Source organism: Actinoalloteichus sp. AHMU CJ021 (assembly GCF_002895405.1).
In the GTDB taxonomy this organism is placed as follows: domain Bacteria; phylum Actinomycetota; class Actinomycetes; order Mycobacteriales; family Pseudonocardiaceae; genus Actinoalloteichus_B; species Actinoalloteichus_B caeruleus.
Genome location: NZ_CP025990.1, coordinates 3,454,530 through 3,471,893, shown reverse-complemented (window position 1 = coordinate 3,471,893; position 17,364 = coordinate 3,454,530). Strand labels below are relative to the sequence as shown.

The following is a 17,364-nucleotide window of genomic DNA, read 5'->3' as shown; positions in this document are numbered from 1 at the left end:
ACCAGTTGGTGCGCCCGGCGGTCGGCCGGGCCGTCAGTCTCGCGGGACGGGGACGCGCAGCGACGCCTGGTCGGCCACCTCGACGGCCCTGGCGTAGCCGGCGTCGGCGTGGCGGAGCACACCGGTGGCGGGGTCGTTGGTCAGCACGCGTTCCAGCTTGCGGCCGGCGAGTTCCGTGCCGTCGGCGACGGTGACCTGGCCCGCGTGCAGGGACCGCCCCATGCCCACCCCGCCTCCGTGGTGGAGGGAGACCCAGGTCGCGCCCGAGGCGGTGTTGACCAGGGCGTTGAGCAGGGGCCAGTCCGCGATGGCGTCGGAGCCGTCGAGCATTCCCTCGGTCTCCCGGTAGGGGGAGGCCACCGAGCCGGTGTCGAGGTGGTCGCGGCCGAGGACGAGGGGCGCGCTGACCTCCCCGGTGGCGACGAGGTCGTTGAACAGGGCGCCGGCCTCGGCGCGTTCCCCCTGTCCCAGCCAGCAGATCCTGGCCGGGAGCCCCTGGAAGGCGACGCGTTCGCCGGCGAGCCGGAGCCAGCGGGCCAGGGGCTCGTTGTCGGGGAACAGGTCCAGGACGGCCCGGTCGGTGCGGGCGATGTCGGCGGGGTCCCCGGAGAGGGCGGCCCAGCGGAACGGCCCTCGGCCCTCGCAGAAGAGGGGGCGGATGTAGGCGGGGACGAATCCCGGGAAGTCGAAGGCTCGTTCGTACCCTCCGAGCCGCGCCTCCCCCCGCAGCGAGTTGCCGTAGTCGAAGACCTCCGCCCCCGCGTCGAGGAAGCCGACCATGGCCGCCACGTGCTCAGCCATGGACGCCCTGGCCCGATCGGTGAACTCGTCGGGCTTGGCCCTGGCGTAGTCGGTCCATTCCTCCAGGGCGACGCCGGCGGGCAGGTAGGAGAGCGGATCGTGGGCGGAGGTCTGGTCGGTGACGATGTCGACGTCCACGCCGCGGCGCAGCAGTTCGGGCAGCACTTCGGCGGCGTTGCCGACCAGGCCGACCGAGAGCGGGCGGCGTTCCCGGCGCGCCGCGAGCACCCGGTGGACGGCGTCGTCGAGGTCGTCGGCGACCTCGTCGAGGTACCGGGTGTCGACCCGGCGGCGGGCCCGGGCCGGGTCGACTTCCACGACGAGGGCGACGCCGCCGTTCATCGTGACCGCCAGTGGCTGGGCTCCGCCCATGCCACCCAGCCCCGCGGTGAGGGTCAGGGTCCCGGCGAGGCTGCCGCCGAAGCGTTTGGCGGCGACGGCGGCGAAGGTCTCGTAGGTGCCCTGAAGGATGCCCTGGGTGCCGATGTAGATCCAGGACCCGGCGGTCATCTGCCCGTACATCGTCAGGCCGAGGTGTTCCAGGCGGCGGAACTCGGGCCAGGTCGCCCAGTCCCCGACGAGGTTGGAGTTGGCGATCAACACCCGCGGAGCCCATTCGTGGGTGCGGAGGACGCCGACGGGTTTCCCGGACTGGACGAGCAGCGTCTCGTCCTGGTCGAGCCGCGTCAGTTCGCGGGTGATCGCGTCGAAGCTGGCCCAGTCCCGCGCGGCCCTGCCGGTCCCGCCGTAGACGACGAGGTCCTCGGGGCGTTCGGCGACCTCGGGGTCGAGGTTGTTGTGCAGCATGCGCAGCGGGGCCTCGGTGCTCCAGCTCCTGGCGGTCAGGTTGGTGCCTCGGGCGGCGCGCACCGCTCGTGGTCCTGGGTTCACGGTGACCTCCACGTTGTCGGGGTGGCGAGGGTGGGCGGTCGTGCGCTGTCGGGTCCGGCGGGGGCGCGAGGCGCGAGGCGTTCGTGCCTCCGAGGTGCTGGGACTGGTGGGGCCGGGGCCTGGCTCGTCCCCGTCCCGGTTGGTCGCCGGTCAGTGGGGTCGGGGCTCCACCGCCGGGGGGTGGTCGTGGTGGGTGGCCAGTCCGTCCGGGAGATGTTCGGCGACGGCGTCGAGCACCTGCCCGCCGCGAACCAGGTCCTCGGCGGCGTGGATCTCCGGTGCGAGGTGCCGGTCGGGTCCTGGCGGGGGGACGGTCACGCGGAGCAGGTCGCGGACGGCTCCCGTGGCCGCCGCCGGCCGGAGCGGGGCCCGGAGGTCGAGGGCCCGCGCGGCGGTGACCAGCTCCACGGCGAGCACCGAGGTCAGTCCGTCGACGGCTCGTCGGAGCTTGCGCGCCGCCGACCAGCCGAGGGAGACGTGGTCCTCCTGCATCGCGGAGCTGGGGATGGAGTCGACCGAGGCGGGGCTGGCGAGTCGTTTCAGCTCGGAGACGACGGCGGCCTGGGTGTACTGGGCGATCATGTGGCCGGAGTCCACGCCGGCGTCGACGGCGAGGAACGGTGGTAGTCCGTGGGAGCGGTGCACGTCGAGCATCCGGTCGGTGCGCCGTTCGGCCATGCTGGCGACGTCGGCGAGCGGGATGGCCAGGAAGTCCAGCACGTAGGCGAGGGGCGCGCCGTGGAAGTTGCCGTTGGACTCGACCCGCCCGCCTGGCAGGACGACGGGGTTGTCGATCACGCTGGCGAGTTCCCGTTCGGCGACGGAAGCGGCGTGGTCGAGCGTGTCCCTCGCGGCGCCGTGGACCTGTGGCGCGCAGCGGAGCGAGTAGGCGTCCTGCACCACCGGGCACTCGGGCCCCCGGTGGCTGGCCATGATCTCGGACCCGGCGAGCAGCGCGGTCATCCTGGCCGCGGCCACCGCCTGCCCGGGGTGGGGGCGGAGCCGCTGGAGGTCGTCGGCGAACACGCGGTCGGTGCCCAGGAGGGCTTCGACGGTCATGGCGGCGGTCACGTCCGCGATGTCGAGCAGTCGACGCAGGTCCGCGACGGCGAGCACCAGCATGCCCAGCATGCCGTCGGTGCCGTTGGTCAGGGCGAGCCCTTCCTTCTCCGCGAGTTCGACGGGCCGGAGCCCCGCGGCGGGGAGGGCTTCGGCGGCGGGGCGTCGGCGCCCTTCCGTGTCGGTGATCTCCCCTTCCCCCATCAACGCCAGCGCGACGGCGGCGAGCGGGGCGAGATCTCCGGAGCACCCCAGCGACCCGTACTCGTGCACGACGGGGGTGAGGCCCGCGTTGAGCATTCCGACCAACGCGTCGACGGTCGCCGGTCGCACCCCGCTCCTGCCGGCCGCCAGCGTCCGGAGGCGCAGCGCCATCATGGCGCGGACCACCTCGGTCTCCACGACGGGGCCGGTGCCGGCGGCGTGGGATCGGACCAGCGACCGCTGCAGGTCGGCGCGTCGGTCCGCCGGGATGTGGCGGGTCGCGAGTGCCCCGAAGCCGGTGGACACGCCGTAGACGGCGCGGGGTTCGGCTGCGAGCCCTCGGACTCGTTCCCTGGACTCGACGACGAGGTCCCTCGCTTCGGGGGTGAGGCGCACGGGGGCGCCGGCGCGGGCCACGGCGAGTACCTCGGCGGCGGTGAGGGGCCCGGGGCCGACCGCGATCGCGTGGGCTGACATGCCTCCATCACAGCGCGATGAGGGCGGGGCGCCAAGCGGACACCAGCCGGGAGGCGTCTGGTATCCCAGACTCGCACCAGGTGGTGTCTGAGGGGGCGGGCCCGCACCGGTCCCGGGGCCGGCTGTCCGAGCCGGGTGGTGCGGTGGTGGTGGGCGGGGCGGTCCCGCCGGGTGGCGGAGCTGGACGGGAGGCTCGGGTGGGGGACAGCAGCGATGTTCCGGCCCTGCGGCGGGGCCTCGCCCTGCTGCGGGCCCTGGGGAGCCGGCCCTCGCCGGTTTCGGCCGCTCACCTCGCCAGGGAGGTCGGCCTGCCCCGCTCGTCGACCTACCACCTGTTGGGCGAGCTCGTCGCCGCCGGGTTCGTGGTGCACTACCCGGAGGAGCACCGGTACGGGCTCGGGTGGGCGGCGGCCGATCTGGGGTCGGCGCACTCCGCGTCGCGCAGCCTGGAACGGCTCGGCCGTCCGTTGTTGACCGGGTTGGCGGCGGCCACCGGGCATCCGGCGCAGCTCGTCGTCCCGCACGGCGCGGAGGTCGTCTACCTGGTGAAGGCCCAGCCGCCGACACCGCAGACCCTGGTGACGCGGGAGGAGGTGCGGTTGCCGGCCACGTTGCCGGCGTCCGGCCGGGCGATCCTGGGTGGGCTGCCCTCGGCTCAGGTCCGGGCCCTGTTCCCCCGGGCCGGCAGCTTCGTGCGCCGTACCGGGAGGGGGCCGCGAACCCTGCCCGAGCTCCGCGCTCTGCTGGCCCGGCAGGTCCGCCGGGGGTGGGCGGTGGAGGACGGCTGCGTCACGGAGTCCTGGGCGTCGGTCGGGGCCCCGGTGCTCGACCACGCCGGCCGGGCGGTGGCGGCGGTGAGCCTGACGTTCCGGCACGTGTGCGAGGGGGTCGAGGAGTGTGGCCAGGAGTGGCCGGACCTCGCGGAACCGGTGACCCGCACCGCCGGGGAGCTGACCGCGCGGATCGGCGGTCTCGGGCGGGGTCGGACTCGTACCCGGTGAGGACGGGTCCCACTGACGAGGAACCGCGCCGGTCGCGTGCTCGCGCTTGCGCGGGAGGGGCGTCCTCCGCCCCTGGCCCGCCGAGGTGTCCAGCGGATCATCATGACCGGCTCCCCGGACGGGTACCCGCGAGCGGACGGTGACGGCTCCCACTCGAACAGGTTGGTCGGTAACCCACGCTTTCGAGCAGGAGTTCGACAATCGGACACGTCGCGTCCGGGAACGCTGCGCCACACCATCCCTCCGAGGCGACACAGCACCCAGAACCTCACCCCATCGAGTGAAAAGCTGGCGGTCGATCTACCAGCGGGAACGCGCGGTATGCCCTGGTGGGGAACCCGGTGGCGCCGGGCCTCCGGTCTTGCCTGATCGTCGGCCGCCCGCGATGCTCCTCGCCGACGCCCCGCTCGTTCGGGACAGCGGCGGAGGGGTCACCACGTCGTCGGTGAGGACAACCGCGCGACACCTCACCCGAGGACCGCGACACCCAGGACGGGCGCCCGCCGATCAGCGGGCCCGCCGGGTACACCGCGCGATCCTCCGACGACGCCGCACCCCCACGAACACCCCGGCACCCCCGACATCCAGCGGCGGTGTGACGGGTCGCCTCGGCACCGCGCCCCTCCGGAGGGACACCGGACCGGTGGCCGGTAGCCACCACGCACCGCGCGTGCCCAGCCCACCTCGGGCACCCCGGCACGACGAGCCGCTCCCGCACGGGCCGCCCCACGCGCCGAGCGCACCGCCGCGCACCTCTCGGTGCGCCGGCCCTCCGTGCGACACCCAGTTCCGACCGGTGGGACCGGTTCCCCGTCCCCTCCGCCTCCACCGCTGCCACCAGCGGGAAAGGAACCCCGAGATGCCGCTGCCCTGGACTTCCGTGCCCAACCGGCTCGTGCCCGCCCCCGGCGGTCCGGCCGTCCCGCACCCCGGTCCTCCCCGGCCCGTCCTCGCCGTCCTGCTCACCTGCCTGGTCGCGGTGCTGGCCGGCTGCGCCGCCTCGGAATCCATGCCCGCCCAGCCCACCCCGGCGCCGGGGGACGTGCGTCCCGTCGCGGTGACGGACACCGAACTGGCCGGGCTGCCGGAGGCCAGCACCTTCGGCGACGTCCCCGACGCCCCCGTCGACCCCGCTCCGCACGACCCCGGCACCGGCACCGTCGTCCGAGCCCACGCCGAGGTGCCGGTGTACGGGGAACCAGGTGGCGCGCCCGTCGCGCGCCTCCCCGAGCGCCAGCTCGGTTCGCCGACCTGGCTGCCCGTCGTCGACCGCGCCGGCGACTGGCTCCAGGTCCTGCTGCCCTCCCGGCCGAACGGCTCCACGGGCTGGCTCCACGCCGACGACGACCTCGAGGAGGCGGGCAACGACTTCCTCGTCACGGTCGACCTCGCGGACTTCGCCCTCACCGTCACCCGGGAAGGGGAGGAGATCGGCCGGTGGACCGTCGGTGTCGGCAGCGCCGAAGCCCCGACTCCGACCGGCCGCACCTTCGTGATGGCCTCCATCCAGGAGACCGTCACCGACTTCAGCCCCTACACCCTGCCGTTGGGCGCCCACTCCGACACCCACCAGACCTACGCGGGCGGACCCGGCACCGTCGCCATCCACGGCTGGCCTGACGGGACACCCTTCGGAACCGAGACCAGCGACGGTTGCGTCCGGGTTCCCGACGACGCCCTCGACCTGCTGATCACCCTGCCACTGGGCACGGTCGTCCTGGTCCGTTGAGCCCGCACTCCCCGCACCGATCCCGTCCCATCCTCCGGCCACGTCGGAGGCCCCAGAAAGGAACGCCAACCGTGCCCAGCAGAACAGCCACCCTCGGGGTCCTCGCCGCGACGGTGAGCGCCGGCCTGGTCCTCACGCCAGCCGCCCAGGCCGACCAGGCCCCGAGTTCGGCCTTCGCCCTGTCCGCTCGCGGCCTGCTCACGGTGGAGCCCCTGCCCCACCTCGACAGCGCGGCCGGCTACCAGGAGAGGTCGGTCGCCGAGGTCGGCGTCCCGTTGGACCTGGTGCGCGTCGGGGCGTTGAACGCGGCCGCCGGCGAGGGGCACGCCAGGGCCAGCGTCACCGACCTGAGGGTGGGGTTGGGTGAGGTGTCCCTGCTCGACCTCGGCCTCGCCGACCTCAACGCCGACGTCATCACCGCCGAATGCGAGAACGGTCAGGGCACCTCCACCGTCGTCGGCGCCTCCCTGGGCGGTGTCGCGCTGGAGGCCGGTGTCGGCCCGAACACTGGGGTCCAGGTGCCCGGGATCGCGGAGGTGCTGCTGAACAAGCAGGTGGAGAACGAGGACGGGACCCTGACCGTCACGGCGCTGTCCATCCGGGTGGTCGGCCTCCAGACCATTGACATCGCCTCCGCCACCTGCGGCGACGCCGGCGACGGCGGCACCGGACCGGAAGGACCGGATGAGGGGGGCCAGGCTCCCGCCCCTCCGGGCGAGGAGGACCCCGATGAGCGGCCCGGCGAGTCCCCCGACCCCGGTGGCCCCGGAAACAAGGACAATCAGCCCGGCGACGCGGAGCCGGGCGACCCCGGTCCCGGCGGCGGCCACGCGCCCCGACCCACTCCGGTACCCGGGCACCACCCGGTGACCGGATGACCTGACAGCCACGTCACCTCGGTGCTCCAGGCGGATCACCCGCGCCGATCCGCCGCCCCGGGACACCGGGGACCGCCTCCTCCCGAGGCCGGTGGGGCGTGACCAGTCCCGGTCACGCCCCACCGGCGTGGGACCGCACCCTGGCGGCGCTCAGCCGAGGACCCGCTCGACGAAGTCCCGTGCCACGTCGACGTAGTTCTCCCGGTCCACCTCGACCCGACGGGCCAACTCGGTCAGGTCGTCGGTGCTGATGCGCGCGCTCACCTCGTTCAGCGCGTCCCGCTGCTCGGCGCTGAGATCCCCGTCCCGCACCAGGGGGACGACGTTCTGCGCCGGGTACATCTGCCGGGTGTCCTCCAGCTCCACGAAACCGTGCTCCTGGATGGCGGGCATGGTGGTGAACAGGTTCGCGACGTCCACCGTCCCGTCGTCCAGGTTGTCGATCGTGATCGGACCGCCCGCATCGGTCGTGCGGATCTCGGCGAACTCGCACCCGTAGAGCTCCTGGATGCGCGACGCCCAGCGGTCCCGCCACTCGCCCGCCGCGCCGAGCACCAGCTCACCGCAGACCTCGCCGAGGTCGTCCAGCGTCTCCAGGCCGTACCGACCCGCCGTGCCCTCCGTGACGGTGAGCACGTCCGAGTTCTGGGCCTCGGCCTGGTCCAGCACCGCGAGCCCCTCGGGCAGCCGCTCGGCGAGCGCCCCGTACACGTCGTCCGGTGTCGTCTCGCCGGCATCGGTGTCCACGTAGTACAACAGGTTCCCCGTGTACTCGGGGACCACCGTCAACGAGCCGTCCTCCAGACCACCGACCAGGAACTCCCGGCTGCCGACGCCGGGCTCGGTGTTGACCTCCGCCCCGGTTCCCCGCAGGACCTCGGCATAGATCTCCATCAGGATCTGGTTCTCGGCGAAGTCCGCCGACCCGACCGTGATGGTCGTCGACCCCCCGCCATCGTTGCCCGGCCCGGTGTCCTCCGAAAGCGGATCACCGCTTCCGCAGGCCGTGGCCAGCGCCGCCGTCGACACGGCCACCACCAGTGTCCGTCGTCTCACCACGAACCTCCCGTCGTGCCGGCCGTCTCGGCCGGCGTCGTCCTACATCCCCCACACCAGCCGTTCTCAACCCGGCTGGCACCACGAGCCACTGCACCCCGGAGAGCACCACGTCCAGCAGGATCGCCAACAGGGCGACCAGCAGCGCGCCGGCGAGCACCTTCGGGTAGTCCACGGCGCGGATCCCGTCGAGCACGTACCGCCCGAGCCCGCCCAGACCCACGTACGCGGCGACGGCGGCGGTCGCCACCACCTGCAACACGGCGTTGCGGATGCCGCCGAGGATCAGCGGCATCGCGTTGGGCACCTCCACCTGCCAGAGCCGTTGCCAGCGGGTCATCCCCACACCGACGGCCGCGTCCACCACCCGTCGGTCCACCTGTTGCACACCCGAGTAGGCGCCGGCGAGGATCGGCGGCACCGCGAGCACCACGAGCCCGATGAGCGTCGCGGTCTGGGTGCCCCCGACGACCAGGTAGAGGAAGGTGACCAGGCCGAGCGTCGGCAGTGCGCGCAACGCGTTGCCCGCGCCGACCAGGAGCGTCCCGCCCCGCCCGGTGTGCCCGATGAAGAGGCCGACGGGCAGGGCGACGAGCGTGGCGAACCCGGCGGCGACCAGGCAGTAGTAGAGGTGCTCCAGGAGTCGTTTCGGAATGCCGTCCGGGCCGCGCCAGTGCGCCGGGTCGGTCAACCACTCGATGAGCTGCGGGATCACCGGGCGCCTCCCGGGGTCGACCTCGTCCAGGGGGTCAGGCGGTTCCGCGCCAGGACCAGCGCCCGGTCGACCACCAGGGCCAGGAGGAGGGTCAGCACGATCCCGACCAGGATCGGCGCGAGGTACCGCGTGCGGAAGCCCTCGGTGAACAGCACACCCAAGCCACCCGTTCCGATGAGCGCGCCAACGCTGACCAGGCTGATGTTGCTGACCGACGCCACCCGGACCCCGGCCGTGAGCACGGGCACGGCCAGGGGCAGCTCGACGGTGAGGAACCGCCGCAACGGGCGGTACCCCATCGCGGTGGCGGCGGCGGTCACCGGGCCGGGCACCGCGTCCAGCGCTCCCACCACGGACCGGACCAGCAGGGCGGCCGTGTACAGGGTGAGCGCCACCACCACGTTGATGCTGTCCAGGGTCCTCGTCCCGATGATGCCGGGGATCACCACGAACAGGGCCAGCGACGGCACGGTGTAGAGGACGCTCGCCCCGCCGAAGACCACCGCGCGGACCGAGGGGAGCCGCTGCGCTCCCCACCCGAGCGGAACGGCCACCAGCAGCCCGAGCAGCAGCGGGACCAGCGACAGGTAGACGTGCTGGCCGAACTGCTCGGCGAGCTGCTCGCGGTTGCTCGGGCTGCCGAGGTAGCGACCCAGCTCGTCCAGGGTCACCGTCCGCCCTCCGGCTCGGAGTCGGCGGCGGCCCGCTCGGTGGACAGCAGTTCGAGCACCTGGTGCGCCGTGACCACACCCACGGCTCGACCGTCGCGGTCCACGACGACTCCCCGCCCCGAGGGCGAGGACAACGCGGCGTCGAGGGCACCGCGCAGCGGCAGGCCGAGGGTGTGCAGTGAGCCGCCCGGCTCCAGCTCCTGTTCGCTGAGCGGACCCGCCACGGTGGCCCTCGGCCGCAACCAGCCCCGGGGACGCCGGTCCTCGTCGAGGGCCAAGAGCCACTCGTCACCGGACACCACGCCCGGCGCTCCGACCGTGACGGTCTCCACCTCGTCGGGCCGCAACGCGGCGCCCGCGACGAACGACAGCCCCCGGTACCCCCGGTCCCGACCGACGAAGTCGGCGACGAAGTCGTTCGCCGGCCGCGCCAACAGCTCCGGTGGTTCGGAGTACTGGGCGAGCACGCCGCCCGTGGCGAACACCGCCACCCGCTCACCCACCCGCACGGCCTCGTCGATGTCGTGGGTGACGAACAGGACGGTCTTGTCCAGTTCGCTCTGCAACCGCAGCAGCTCGTCCTGGAGGCCTTCGCGCACCACGGGGTCCACCGCGCTGAACGGCTCGTCCATCAACAGCACGGGAGGGTCCGCGGCCAACGCCCTGGCGACTCCCACCCGCTGCTGCTGGCCTCCGGAGAGCTGCGCCGGGTAGCGGCGTCCCACCTCCTCGGGAAGACCGACCACCTCCAACAGCTCGGCCGCCCTGGACCGTGCCCGCCTCCGGGTCCACCCGGCCAGCAGGGGCACGGTGGCGACGTTGTCCAGCACCGTGCGGTGCGGGAACAGTCCCGCGTGTTGGATGACGTACCCGATCCCCCTGCGGAGCGACGCCGGGTCCGCCGACCGGACGTCACGACCGTCGACCAGGACTCGCCCCGAGGTGGGCTCCACCATGCGGTTGACCATGCGCAGGGACGTCGTCTTGCCACAACCGGACGGTCCGACGAAGACCGTGATCGTGCCCGCCTCCACCGTCAGGTCCAGGTCGTTCACGGCGACGGTCCCGTCGTCGAACGCCTTGGTGACCGACTGGAACTCGATCAACCGAGCCCCCCCAAGCTCTCGCCACGGCCACTCGCCGGCCGAAGTCATCGCTCGACCCTAGACGGAACGGGGCACCACGGCGACCAAAAGTGCCACCGGGCACGTGGCCTACCGGGGCTCGTCCGTAGAGTGGGAGAACTGTGGCCACATCGCAGGACGGCGCCGACGCCGAACGCCCGGACGACGTGACGGACACGGCGCTGGCCGCCGTGGCCGGGTTGTCGCAGGAGGCCGGCATCCACCGGGACCGGGTCCGCGCCGTCCTCGCGCTGATCGTGGCGGGGCCCGTCTCCCTCGCCGACGCCGTCCGGTTGGCGGCGGTACCCCGGCGCACGGTGGAGGAGCTGTTGACGGCGCTCGGCCCCGACCTGGACCGGATCTCCCGGCGGGGTGAGGAGGAGGAGTTCCGGCTCCGCCCGGACCGCGTCGCCCAGTACCGCCCCCTCCTCGGCCGGGTGTCCCGCCCTCCCTCCGAACCCCGCCAACCGGGCTTCGAGGACCACGCCGACCTGGTGGCCACGACCACCGAGGACATCGCCTCCGGTCCGCCGCCGCTCCCGCACCTCGACCACGTGCCGGCGACGCCGACGAGCGTGGTCAACCGGGCGCTGTGGCTGCGCGACACCTATGACCTCGTGGACGCCAGGGTGATGTTCCTCGGCGACCACGACCTCACCTCGCTCGCCCTCGGGGGGCTGTGCCCCGACCTCCCCATCACCGTCGTCGACCTCGACGAGCGCGTCCTCGAGCACATCGACACCATCGCCACCCGCCGTGGCCTGCGCGTCCGGTGCCTGCACGCGGACCTGCGGTTCGGGCTCCCGCCCACCGCGGTGCGGCAGGCGGACCTCGTCTTCACCGACCCGCCCTACACCGAGGAGGGCATCGGCCTGTTCGCCGCTCGCGGTGTCGAGGCACTCCGCGCCGGGACCGGCCGGCTGCTCGTGGCCTACGGGTACAGCGCGCGCACACCTCGGCTGGGGCTGACCGTGCAGCGCCAGCTCGGGCGGCTCGGTCTGCTGTTCGAGGCGATCCTGCCCGACTTCGACCGCTACGTGGGGGCGCAGGCGATCGGTAGCAGCAGCGACCTGTACGTCTGCCGACCGGTCAGCGGAGCGGGTCGGCGACCGCAGGACGCTCCCAGCAACATCTACACCCACGGGGCGCAGTCGGTGGAGGCCGCTGGTCGGACGGCCGAGCGGACGGCGGACTGGACCTCACGGCTGCGGGACCTGGTGGGCGCGACCGACGACGACAGCGCGCCACGCCGTGTCGACTGGTCCGAGCCGGTGGGGCCCCCGGGTGGCGTGCTCCTCGCCGACGCCACCGGCGACCAGGGCTTCGGCCCGCTCCGGATCCTGCTGGCGGCCTCGGCCGACCGGGTCGCGGTGCTGGTGCCGGACGGCCACCCCGACGTGGTGGACGAGGCAGGGCAGCGACGGCTCGCGGGCCTGCTCGAGGGGCGGTACCAGCTCCGCTTCCACCGAGGGGTCCCCGGCCGGGGGCAGGCGGTGATCGCGGCGACCCCGGCCGGTCCAGCCGAGGACCCGGCACGGCCGGCGGACCGCACCGGTTCGCGGTTGGCCGAGGGTGAGTGGTGCGCCCGCCAACTGCTGCGCAGGGCGCACGGGCGGGTCGACAACGTATGGCGGGAGGCCCTGATCCGCCGGCGGGCAGCCGACGGGGTCAGCCTCAACAAGAAGGAGGCGCGGGAGCTGGTGCGCCGGTTGGCGCCTCGCCGGGAGGACCTCGCCGAGCGGCTCATCGACCTCCCCCGGCACCGGCTGGCCGAGCTGCTGGCGGCGGTGCGCGCCTCCTGACCCGGGCCTCCCTCCTCCGGCACCGACCTCGGGTTACCGGTCAGCCCGCCCTGGGCACGTGGAGGGGGCCGAGTCCCAGGACGGCCCGGAACTCCTTGGGCGGGACGGGACGGGAGAACAACCAGCCCTGGTAGGCGTCGACGCCCACACCCCGGAGGACGTGGAACTGCGTCGCCGTCTCGACGCCCTCGGCGACGCAGCTGCGCCCCATCGCCCTGGCCATGTCCACCACCGCGCGGGCCACCGCGAAGTCGGAGGGGTCGGTGCCCACTCCGGAGACGAACTGGCGGTCCACCTTCACGATCTGGGCCGGGAGTTCCTTGAGCCTGGCGAGGGAGGAGTAGCCGGTCCCGAAGTCGTCCACGGCGAACCGCACGCCCCGGTCCACCAGCTGCCCCATCGCGTTGAGCACTCGTGAGGGCAGGTCCATCAGGCTCGTCTCGACGAGTTCGAGGATCACCCGGTCCCAGGCGATCCCGCTCTCCGACACCGCGTTGATCACCGACTCGACGAAGTCGGGAACACCGGGCACGAGGCCGGCCAGGTTGACCGCCACCCCCACCTGCCGCCCGTCGGGTTCCGGCCAGGACGCGGCCTCCCGCAACGCGGTCCTGAGCACCCAACGGTCGAGCTCGCGGAGCAGGTCGCCCTGCTCGGCGACCGGCAGGAAGATGTCCGGGGACAGCAGACCCCGGTCCGGGTGCGGCCACCGCACGAGGGCCTCCGCGGTCTGCACCGAACCGTCGGCACCCACGACGGGCTGGAAGTGCAGGGTGAGCCCGTCCCGGCTGAGCGCGTCCCGCAGCTGGCCTTCCAGGTGCACCTGGCGGTCCGCCGAGGCGATGAGGGCCGCGCTGGCCAGCGACACCCGCCCGGCGCCCTCCCGCTTCGCCTCGAACATCGCCGCGTCCGCGAACCTCAGCAGGTCGGCGCCCGTGGAGGTGGCGCCGGTGGGCACCGCCGCCCCGATGGACGCCGAGACGCGGACCAGCTGGTTGTGGACCGGTACCGCGGCGCGCAGCAGGCCGGCCACCCGGGTGGCGAGCGCGTCGACACCTCCGACGGCCGCGACGTCGGAGCAGATCACCACGTACTCGTCACCGGAGATCCTCGCGGCCGTGCAGTGCGGGGGGAGTCCCCCTTCCAGCCTGCGGGCCAGGGCCACCAGCAGCTCGTCTCCCGCGTCGTGGCCGAGGGAGTCGTTGACCCGCTTGAAGTTGTCGATGTCGCAGAACAGCACGGCGAGCTGGTCGGGGTCGACGGTGGCCAGCAGTTTCCCCAACAACTCCTTGACCGCTGCCCGGTTGGGCAGCCCCGTCAGGTCGTCGTGGGTCGCCTGGTGGCGGAGCGCCTCCGCGGTCCTGCGGCGTTCGGTGATGTCCTGGAAGACGACGAGCCAGAACCGGCTCCCGTCGTCCTGGACGGAGATGGCGATGTGCAGCTCGCAGTACACCGGCTCCCCGCTGGACCGCACCAGGAGGCGCTGCGCGACCTTGGAGCTCTTCTCCCCCGACTCGGTGATCCAGGCCGCGGAGCGGGACCGCGCCGTGCGGTCCTCGGGATGGGTCATCTCCTCGGCGGTGATGCCCCGCAGCTGGTCGAGGTCGTAGCCGAGCAGCTCGCACAGCGCGTCGTTGGCGTCGACCAACCGTTCGGAGTGGTCGAAGATCCCGATCCCCACCGGGGTGATCGACACGAGGTCGGCGAAGCGCTGGCTGGAGCGTTCCACGATGGCCTCGGCGGCCCGGTGTTCGGTCACGTCCTGGGCGGTGCCCACCAGGGTCACCCGGCCGTCCGGGCCGGTGACGGCCGCGCCGTTGCACCGGAAGATCCGCTCCGCGCCGTCCGCCGTGACCATCTGGTGCTCGCAGGACACCGGTTCGTGCTTGACGGCGAGCTGGCGCCAGAGCCGGTCCACCCACTGCCGGTCGTCGGGGTGGACGAAGCTCAGGTAGCTGCCGTAGGTCAGGTCCAGGTCCGAGGACACGCCCACGAGCGCCGCCATCGTCTCGGACCACCGGCACTCGTCCGTGACCGGGTCCCACTCCCAGATGCCCAACATGGCGACTCGTTCGGCGTCCTCGGAACGTCGGAGCCGCTCCCGGAGCCGTCGCTCGTTCTCCCGGATGGTGGTGACGTCCTGGAGGGTGCCCAGCCAACGGATGACCTCGCCGGACTCGTCGAAGTCGGGTCGGGCGCGGAGCATGAAGAAGTGTTCACCGGTGAGGTCGCGCAACTCCATCTCGATCCGGTTCCGCCCCGCGTCGTTGATGAGGGTGGCGGTGGCGTCCCGGTCGTTGGGGTGCACGTTGGCCAGCGGGTCGTCCAGGTCGTAGCCGTGGCGGGCGAACATCTCCAAGGCGCCCTGGCTGAAGTACATCTCCTCGGTGGCGGGGTCGTAGGTCCAGCTCCCCACCCCGGCGAGCCGCTCCGCCTCCGCGAGGTCCTGGGCGTCGGTCAACCAGCCCACGTCGGGGAACTGCCCGGTGGGCACGCGGGCGGCGCGGGGCGCGGCCGGGGCGGCGGGTACGGCCTCCCCCGGCGGCCGCTCCTCGTCACAGGGGGTGCAGAGCACGAGGCGGAGCGCGGGATCGCGGCCGTTCCCCGTCGGCCACACCGACAGTCGCACCGTGGTCTCGGAGCCGTCGAGCCGGGAGAGCCGGTGCGCGCCCAGCGCGCCCGCCCGGACGAGGAAGCTGCCGAGGTCCTTGCCGATGAGGTCGTCGACGCCGCCTGCCGCCAGCAACCTGGCGAAGGGTTCGTTCGCGTACTCGACGACGTCTCCGTCGCTGCACAGCGCCGCCGGAACGGTGAGCGCGGTCAGCCGGTCGAGCTCGGTCGGCGTGGAGGCCTGGGCCTCCGGGGGGTTGTCCGCTGCGCCGCAGCGTGCGCGCCACGCATCCACGCTGATCTCGGCGCGCTGGGCCGGGTCGGTCACGGTCTCATCCTCCCGCACGGGCCCCAGAGGCAGAGCGTTGTCCCACGGAACATGCCGAGTGGACACATTCGGTTGTACTCCATTGGCAGGTGCGGAGCTCTCCCCTGAACAGGCGAGGGAAAGGACACCGTCCGGAGTCGCGCGGTTGACCGCCACCCGAGTCTCCACATCCATTCAGTGTCAAGCTTGAGTCAAGTGCGCTGGTCGCCGGACCGATCCTCCCAGCCGCACACGGGTCCGCCCGAAGTCGGGTCCCCGCGGGAGCGGGCCTGACCCCGGTCGCTGCAAGGTATCCCCCACGGCGGCGCCGGGCCAGCGGCGAGGATCATTCCGTAACGGGCTTACCCGCGCGGATTGGTCGTCCGAATTGCGGAAGGGCGGGTTTTGGGCGCTCTGCGTGACCAACCAACGCACATCTTCACCCGGAAGAGAGAGTTTCCGCGCGAACTACTCGCACAATTCAGTGATTCCCGGCGAGTTCGCTCCACCAAGACCCACGGGTTCGGAACGGGCCGGTCGGCGGCGGTGAGCGCCCGCCGACCGGCATCCGGGGCGGCCGCCCTCAGCGGGCGGCGCCGGCCACCGCCTCGGCCACGGCCGGAGCGACCGCCGGGTCGAACACGCTCGGCACGACCCGGTCCGCCCTCAGGCCCGGCAGGGCCACCCGGGCGATGGCCTCCGCGGCCGCGAGCTTCATCCGCTCGGTGATACGACGGGCTCCGGCGTCCAGCGCTCCCCGGAACACCCCGGGGAAGGCCAACACGTTGTTGATCTGGTTGGGGAAGTCGCTGCGCCCGGTCGCGACGACCGACGCGTGCCGCGCGGCGATGTCCGGGTGGATCTCCGGGTCGGGGTTGGACAGCGCGAACACCACGGCTCCCGGGGCCATCGACGCGACCAACTCCTCGGGCACGGGGGAGGACGACACCCCGACGAGGACATCCGCCCCCGCCAGCGCCTCGGCCAGCCCACCGGTGAGCCCCCTCGGGTTCGTGCGCCCCAACAGGGTCCGCTTCACCGGGTTCAGGTCGTCACGCCCGACGTGGAGCACCCCCCGTGAGTCCAGCACCGTGACGTCGGCGACGCCGGCCGCCAGCAGGATGCGCGCGCACGCGACACCGGCGGCGCCCGCGCCGGAGATCACGACCCGCAGCGATTCGACCGCGCGGTCCACCACCGTGGCGGCTCCCCGCAGCGCGGCGAGCACCACGATCGCGGTGCCGTGCTGGTCGTCGTGCATGACCGGGCAGTCGAGCGCCTCGACAAGGCGGTCCTCCAGCTCGAAGCAGCGCGGGGCCGCGACGTCCTCCAGGTTGACGGCACCGAAGGAGGGTCGGAGCCGGACGAGGGTCTCGACGAGCTCGTCGACGTCGGTCGTGTCGAGCACGAGGGGGATGGAGTCCAGACCCGCGAACTCCTTGAACAACGCCGCCTTCCCCTCCATCACCGGGAGCGCGGCACGGGGTCCCACGTCACCGAGACCCAGCACGGCGGTGCCGTCGCTGACGACGGCCACCAGCCGACCGGCCCAGGTGTGGGTACCGGCGAGAGCCGGGTCGTCGGCTATGGCACGGCTCATCCTGGCCACGCCGGGCGTGTAGGCGATCGAGAGGGTCCGCGCGTCGACCAGGGGGCGGGTGAGGTTGACGGCGAGCTTCCCCCCTCGGTGTCCCTCGAGGATCTCGGAGTCGGTCAGTGGCGAGGTGGTGTCCAGCGTTGTCATGTCGTCCTAACTGAGCGATGGCACCGCCACCAGGCTCCAGTGAGGGGGACGGCGCGGTGGGCCGACAAGGAACTGGGCGGGGCGGGGCGGTGGGCGCGGGCTCGGGGTCTGGCCACGCGGCGACGACGCGGTGCCGGACAGTGTGACAGCGCCTCGGCGGACTCCCCAAGGCCGGGCCAGCGAAAGGTGAGGGTCCGTGCACGTCCCCACCACGCCCCGCCCGGGATCCGGCACGCACCGACGAGGGCGGTACCGGCGTGGTGGGCGGCTCCGGCCGCACCGGCCCCTCCTCCGG

12 protein-coding genes are annotated in these 17,364 nt (G+C 73.2%); 4 read left to right on the top strand and 8 right to left on the bottom strand.

Annotation, left to right across the window (positions count from 1 at the left end):
* Positions 1-33: 33 nt before the first annotated feature.
* Both hutU and hutH read right to left on the bottom strand, forming a co-directional pair.
* The gene (gene hutU, locus C1701_RS14965) at positions 34-1,692 is read right to left on the bottom strand and encodes a urocanate hydratase (RefSeq protein ID WP_035292531.1); all 1,659 of its coding nucleotides are present in this window, start codon (positions 1,690-1,692) and stop codon (positions 34-36) included.
* 150 nt (positions 1,693-1,842) lie between these two features.
* Entirely contained in the window at positions 1,843-3,432 is a 1,590-nt protein-coding gene (gene hutH / locus C1701_RS14960; protein ID WP_103056047.1) for a histidine ammonia-lyase, read from the bottom strand.
* Positions 3,433-3,629: 197 nt separating this feature from the next.
* Here hutH and C1701_RS14955 point away from each other — a divergent pair, with 197 nt between their 5' ends.
* From C1701_RS14955 to C1701_RS14945, 3 genes are all read left to right on the top strand, one after another.
* The gene (locus C1701_RS14955; RefSeq protein ID WP_103057055.1) at positions 3,630-4,433 is read left to right on the top strand and encodes an IclR family transcriptional regulator; all 804 of its coding nucleotides are present in this window, start codon (positions 3,630-3,632) and stop codon (positions 4,431-4,433) included.
* 859 nt (positions 4,434-5,292) lie between these two features.
* Positions 5,293-6,162, top strand: coding sequence for a L,D-transpeptidase (locus tag C1701_RS14950; RefSeq protein WP_103056046.1), 870 nt, complete (start codon positions 5,293-5,295; stop codon positions 6,160-6,162).
* 71 nt (positions 6,163-6,233) lie between these two features.
* Entirely contained in the window at positions 6,234-7,040 is an 807-nt protein-coding gene (locus tag C1701_RS14945; protein WP_030105025.1) for a choice-of-anchor P family protein, read from the top strand.
* 150 nt (positions 7,041-7,190) lie between these two features.
* On the opposite strand, the gene C1701_RS14940 is transcribed toward C1701_RS14945, so the two are convergent.
* From C1701_RS14940 to C1701_RS14925, 4 genes are read right to left on the bottom strand one after another with little or no spacing between them, the layout of a single operon-like run.
* The gene (locus C1701_RS14940; protein ID WP_245588847.1) at positions 7,191-8,096 is read right to left on the bottom strand and encodes an ABC transporter substrate-binding protein; all 906 of its coding nucleotides are present in this window, start codon (positions 8,094-8,096) and stop codon (positions 7,191-7,193) included.
* Positions 8,029-8,811: an ABC transporter permease gene (locus tag C1701_RS14935; RefSeq protein WP_245588848.1), complete on the bottom strand. Its 783-nt coding sequence runs from the start codon at positions 8,809-8,811 to the stop codon at positions 8,029-8,031. Before C1701_RS14935 ends, C1701_RS14940 begins: the two co-directional genes overlap by 68 nt.
* Positions 8,808-9,482 carry an ABC transporter permease gene (locus tag C1701_RS14930; protein ID WP_103056045.1) on the bottom strand — a complete coding sequence of 225 codons (675 nt, stop codon included), beginning with the start codon at positions 9,480-9,482 and terminating at the stop codon, positions 8,808-8,810. The genes C1701_RS14935 and C1701_RS14930 overlap by 4 nt, the downstream gene beginning before the upstream one ends.
* Positions 9,479-10,636, bottom strand: a complete 1,158-nt coding sequence (locus tag C1701_RS14925) for an ABC transporter ATP-binding protein (RefSeq protein ID WP_103056044.1) — start codon at positions 10,634-10,636, stop codon at positions 9,479-9,481. The genes C1701_RS14930 and C1701_RS14925 overlap by 4 nt, the downstream gene beginning before the upstream one ends.
* A gap of 92 nt (positions 10,637-10,728) precedes the next feature.
* On the opposite strand from C1701_RS14925, the gene C1701_RS14920 reads away from it, so the two are divergent.
* Entirely contained in the window at positions 10,729-12,408 is a 1,680-nt protein-coding gene (locus C1701_RS14920; protein WP_245588849.1) for a bis-aminopropyl spermidine synthase family protein, read from the top strand.
* Between the two features lie 40 nt (positions 12,409-12,448).
* Here the strand turns inward: C1701_RS14920 and C1701_RS14915 are convergent, their stop codons facing one another.
* Positions 12,449-15,346 carry a sensor domain-containing protein gene (locus tag C1701_RS14915; RefSeq protein ID WP_103056043.1) on the bottom strand — a complete coding sequence of 966 codons (2,898 nt, stop codon included), beginning with the start codon at positions 15,344-15,346 and terminating at the stop codon, positions 12,449-12,451.
* A gap of 562 nt (positions 15,347-15,908) precedes the next feature.
* Positions 15,909-17,069, bottom strand: coding sequence for an NAD(P)-dependent malic enzyme (locus tag C1701_RS14910; RefSeq protein ID WP_030105021.1), 1,161 nt, complete (start codon positions 17,067-17,069; stop codon positions 15,909-15,911).
* Between the last annotated feature and the right edge of the window lie 295 nt (positions 17,070-17,364).

Bases quoted from the DNA above. Each gene is read 5' to 3' on its own strand.
- hutH (WP_103056047.1), bottom strand. From the start codon at position 3,432: ATGTCAGCCCACGCGATCGCGGTCGGCCCCGGGCCCCTCACCGCCGCC.
- C1701_RS14950 (WP_103056046.1), top strand. From the start codon at position 5,293: ATGCCGCTGCCCTGGACTTCCGTGCCCAACCGGCTCGTGCCCGCCCCC.
- C1701_RS14925 (WP_103056044.1), bottom strand. From the start codon at position 10,636: ATGACTTCGGCCGGCGAGTGGCCGTGGCGAGAGCTTGGGGGGGCTCGG.
- C1701_RS14910 (WP_030105021.1), bottom strand. From the start codon at position 17,069: ATGACAACGCTGGACACCACCTCGCCACTGACCGACTCCGAGATCCTC.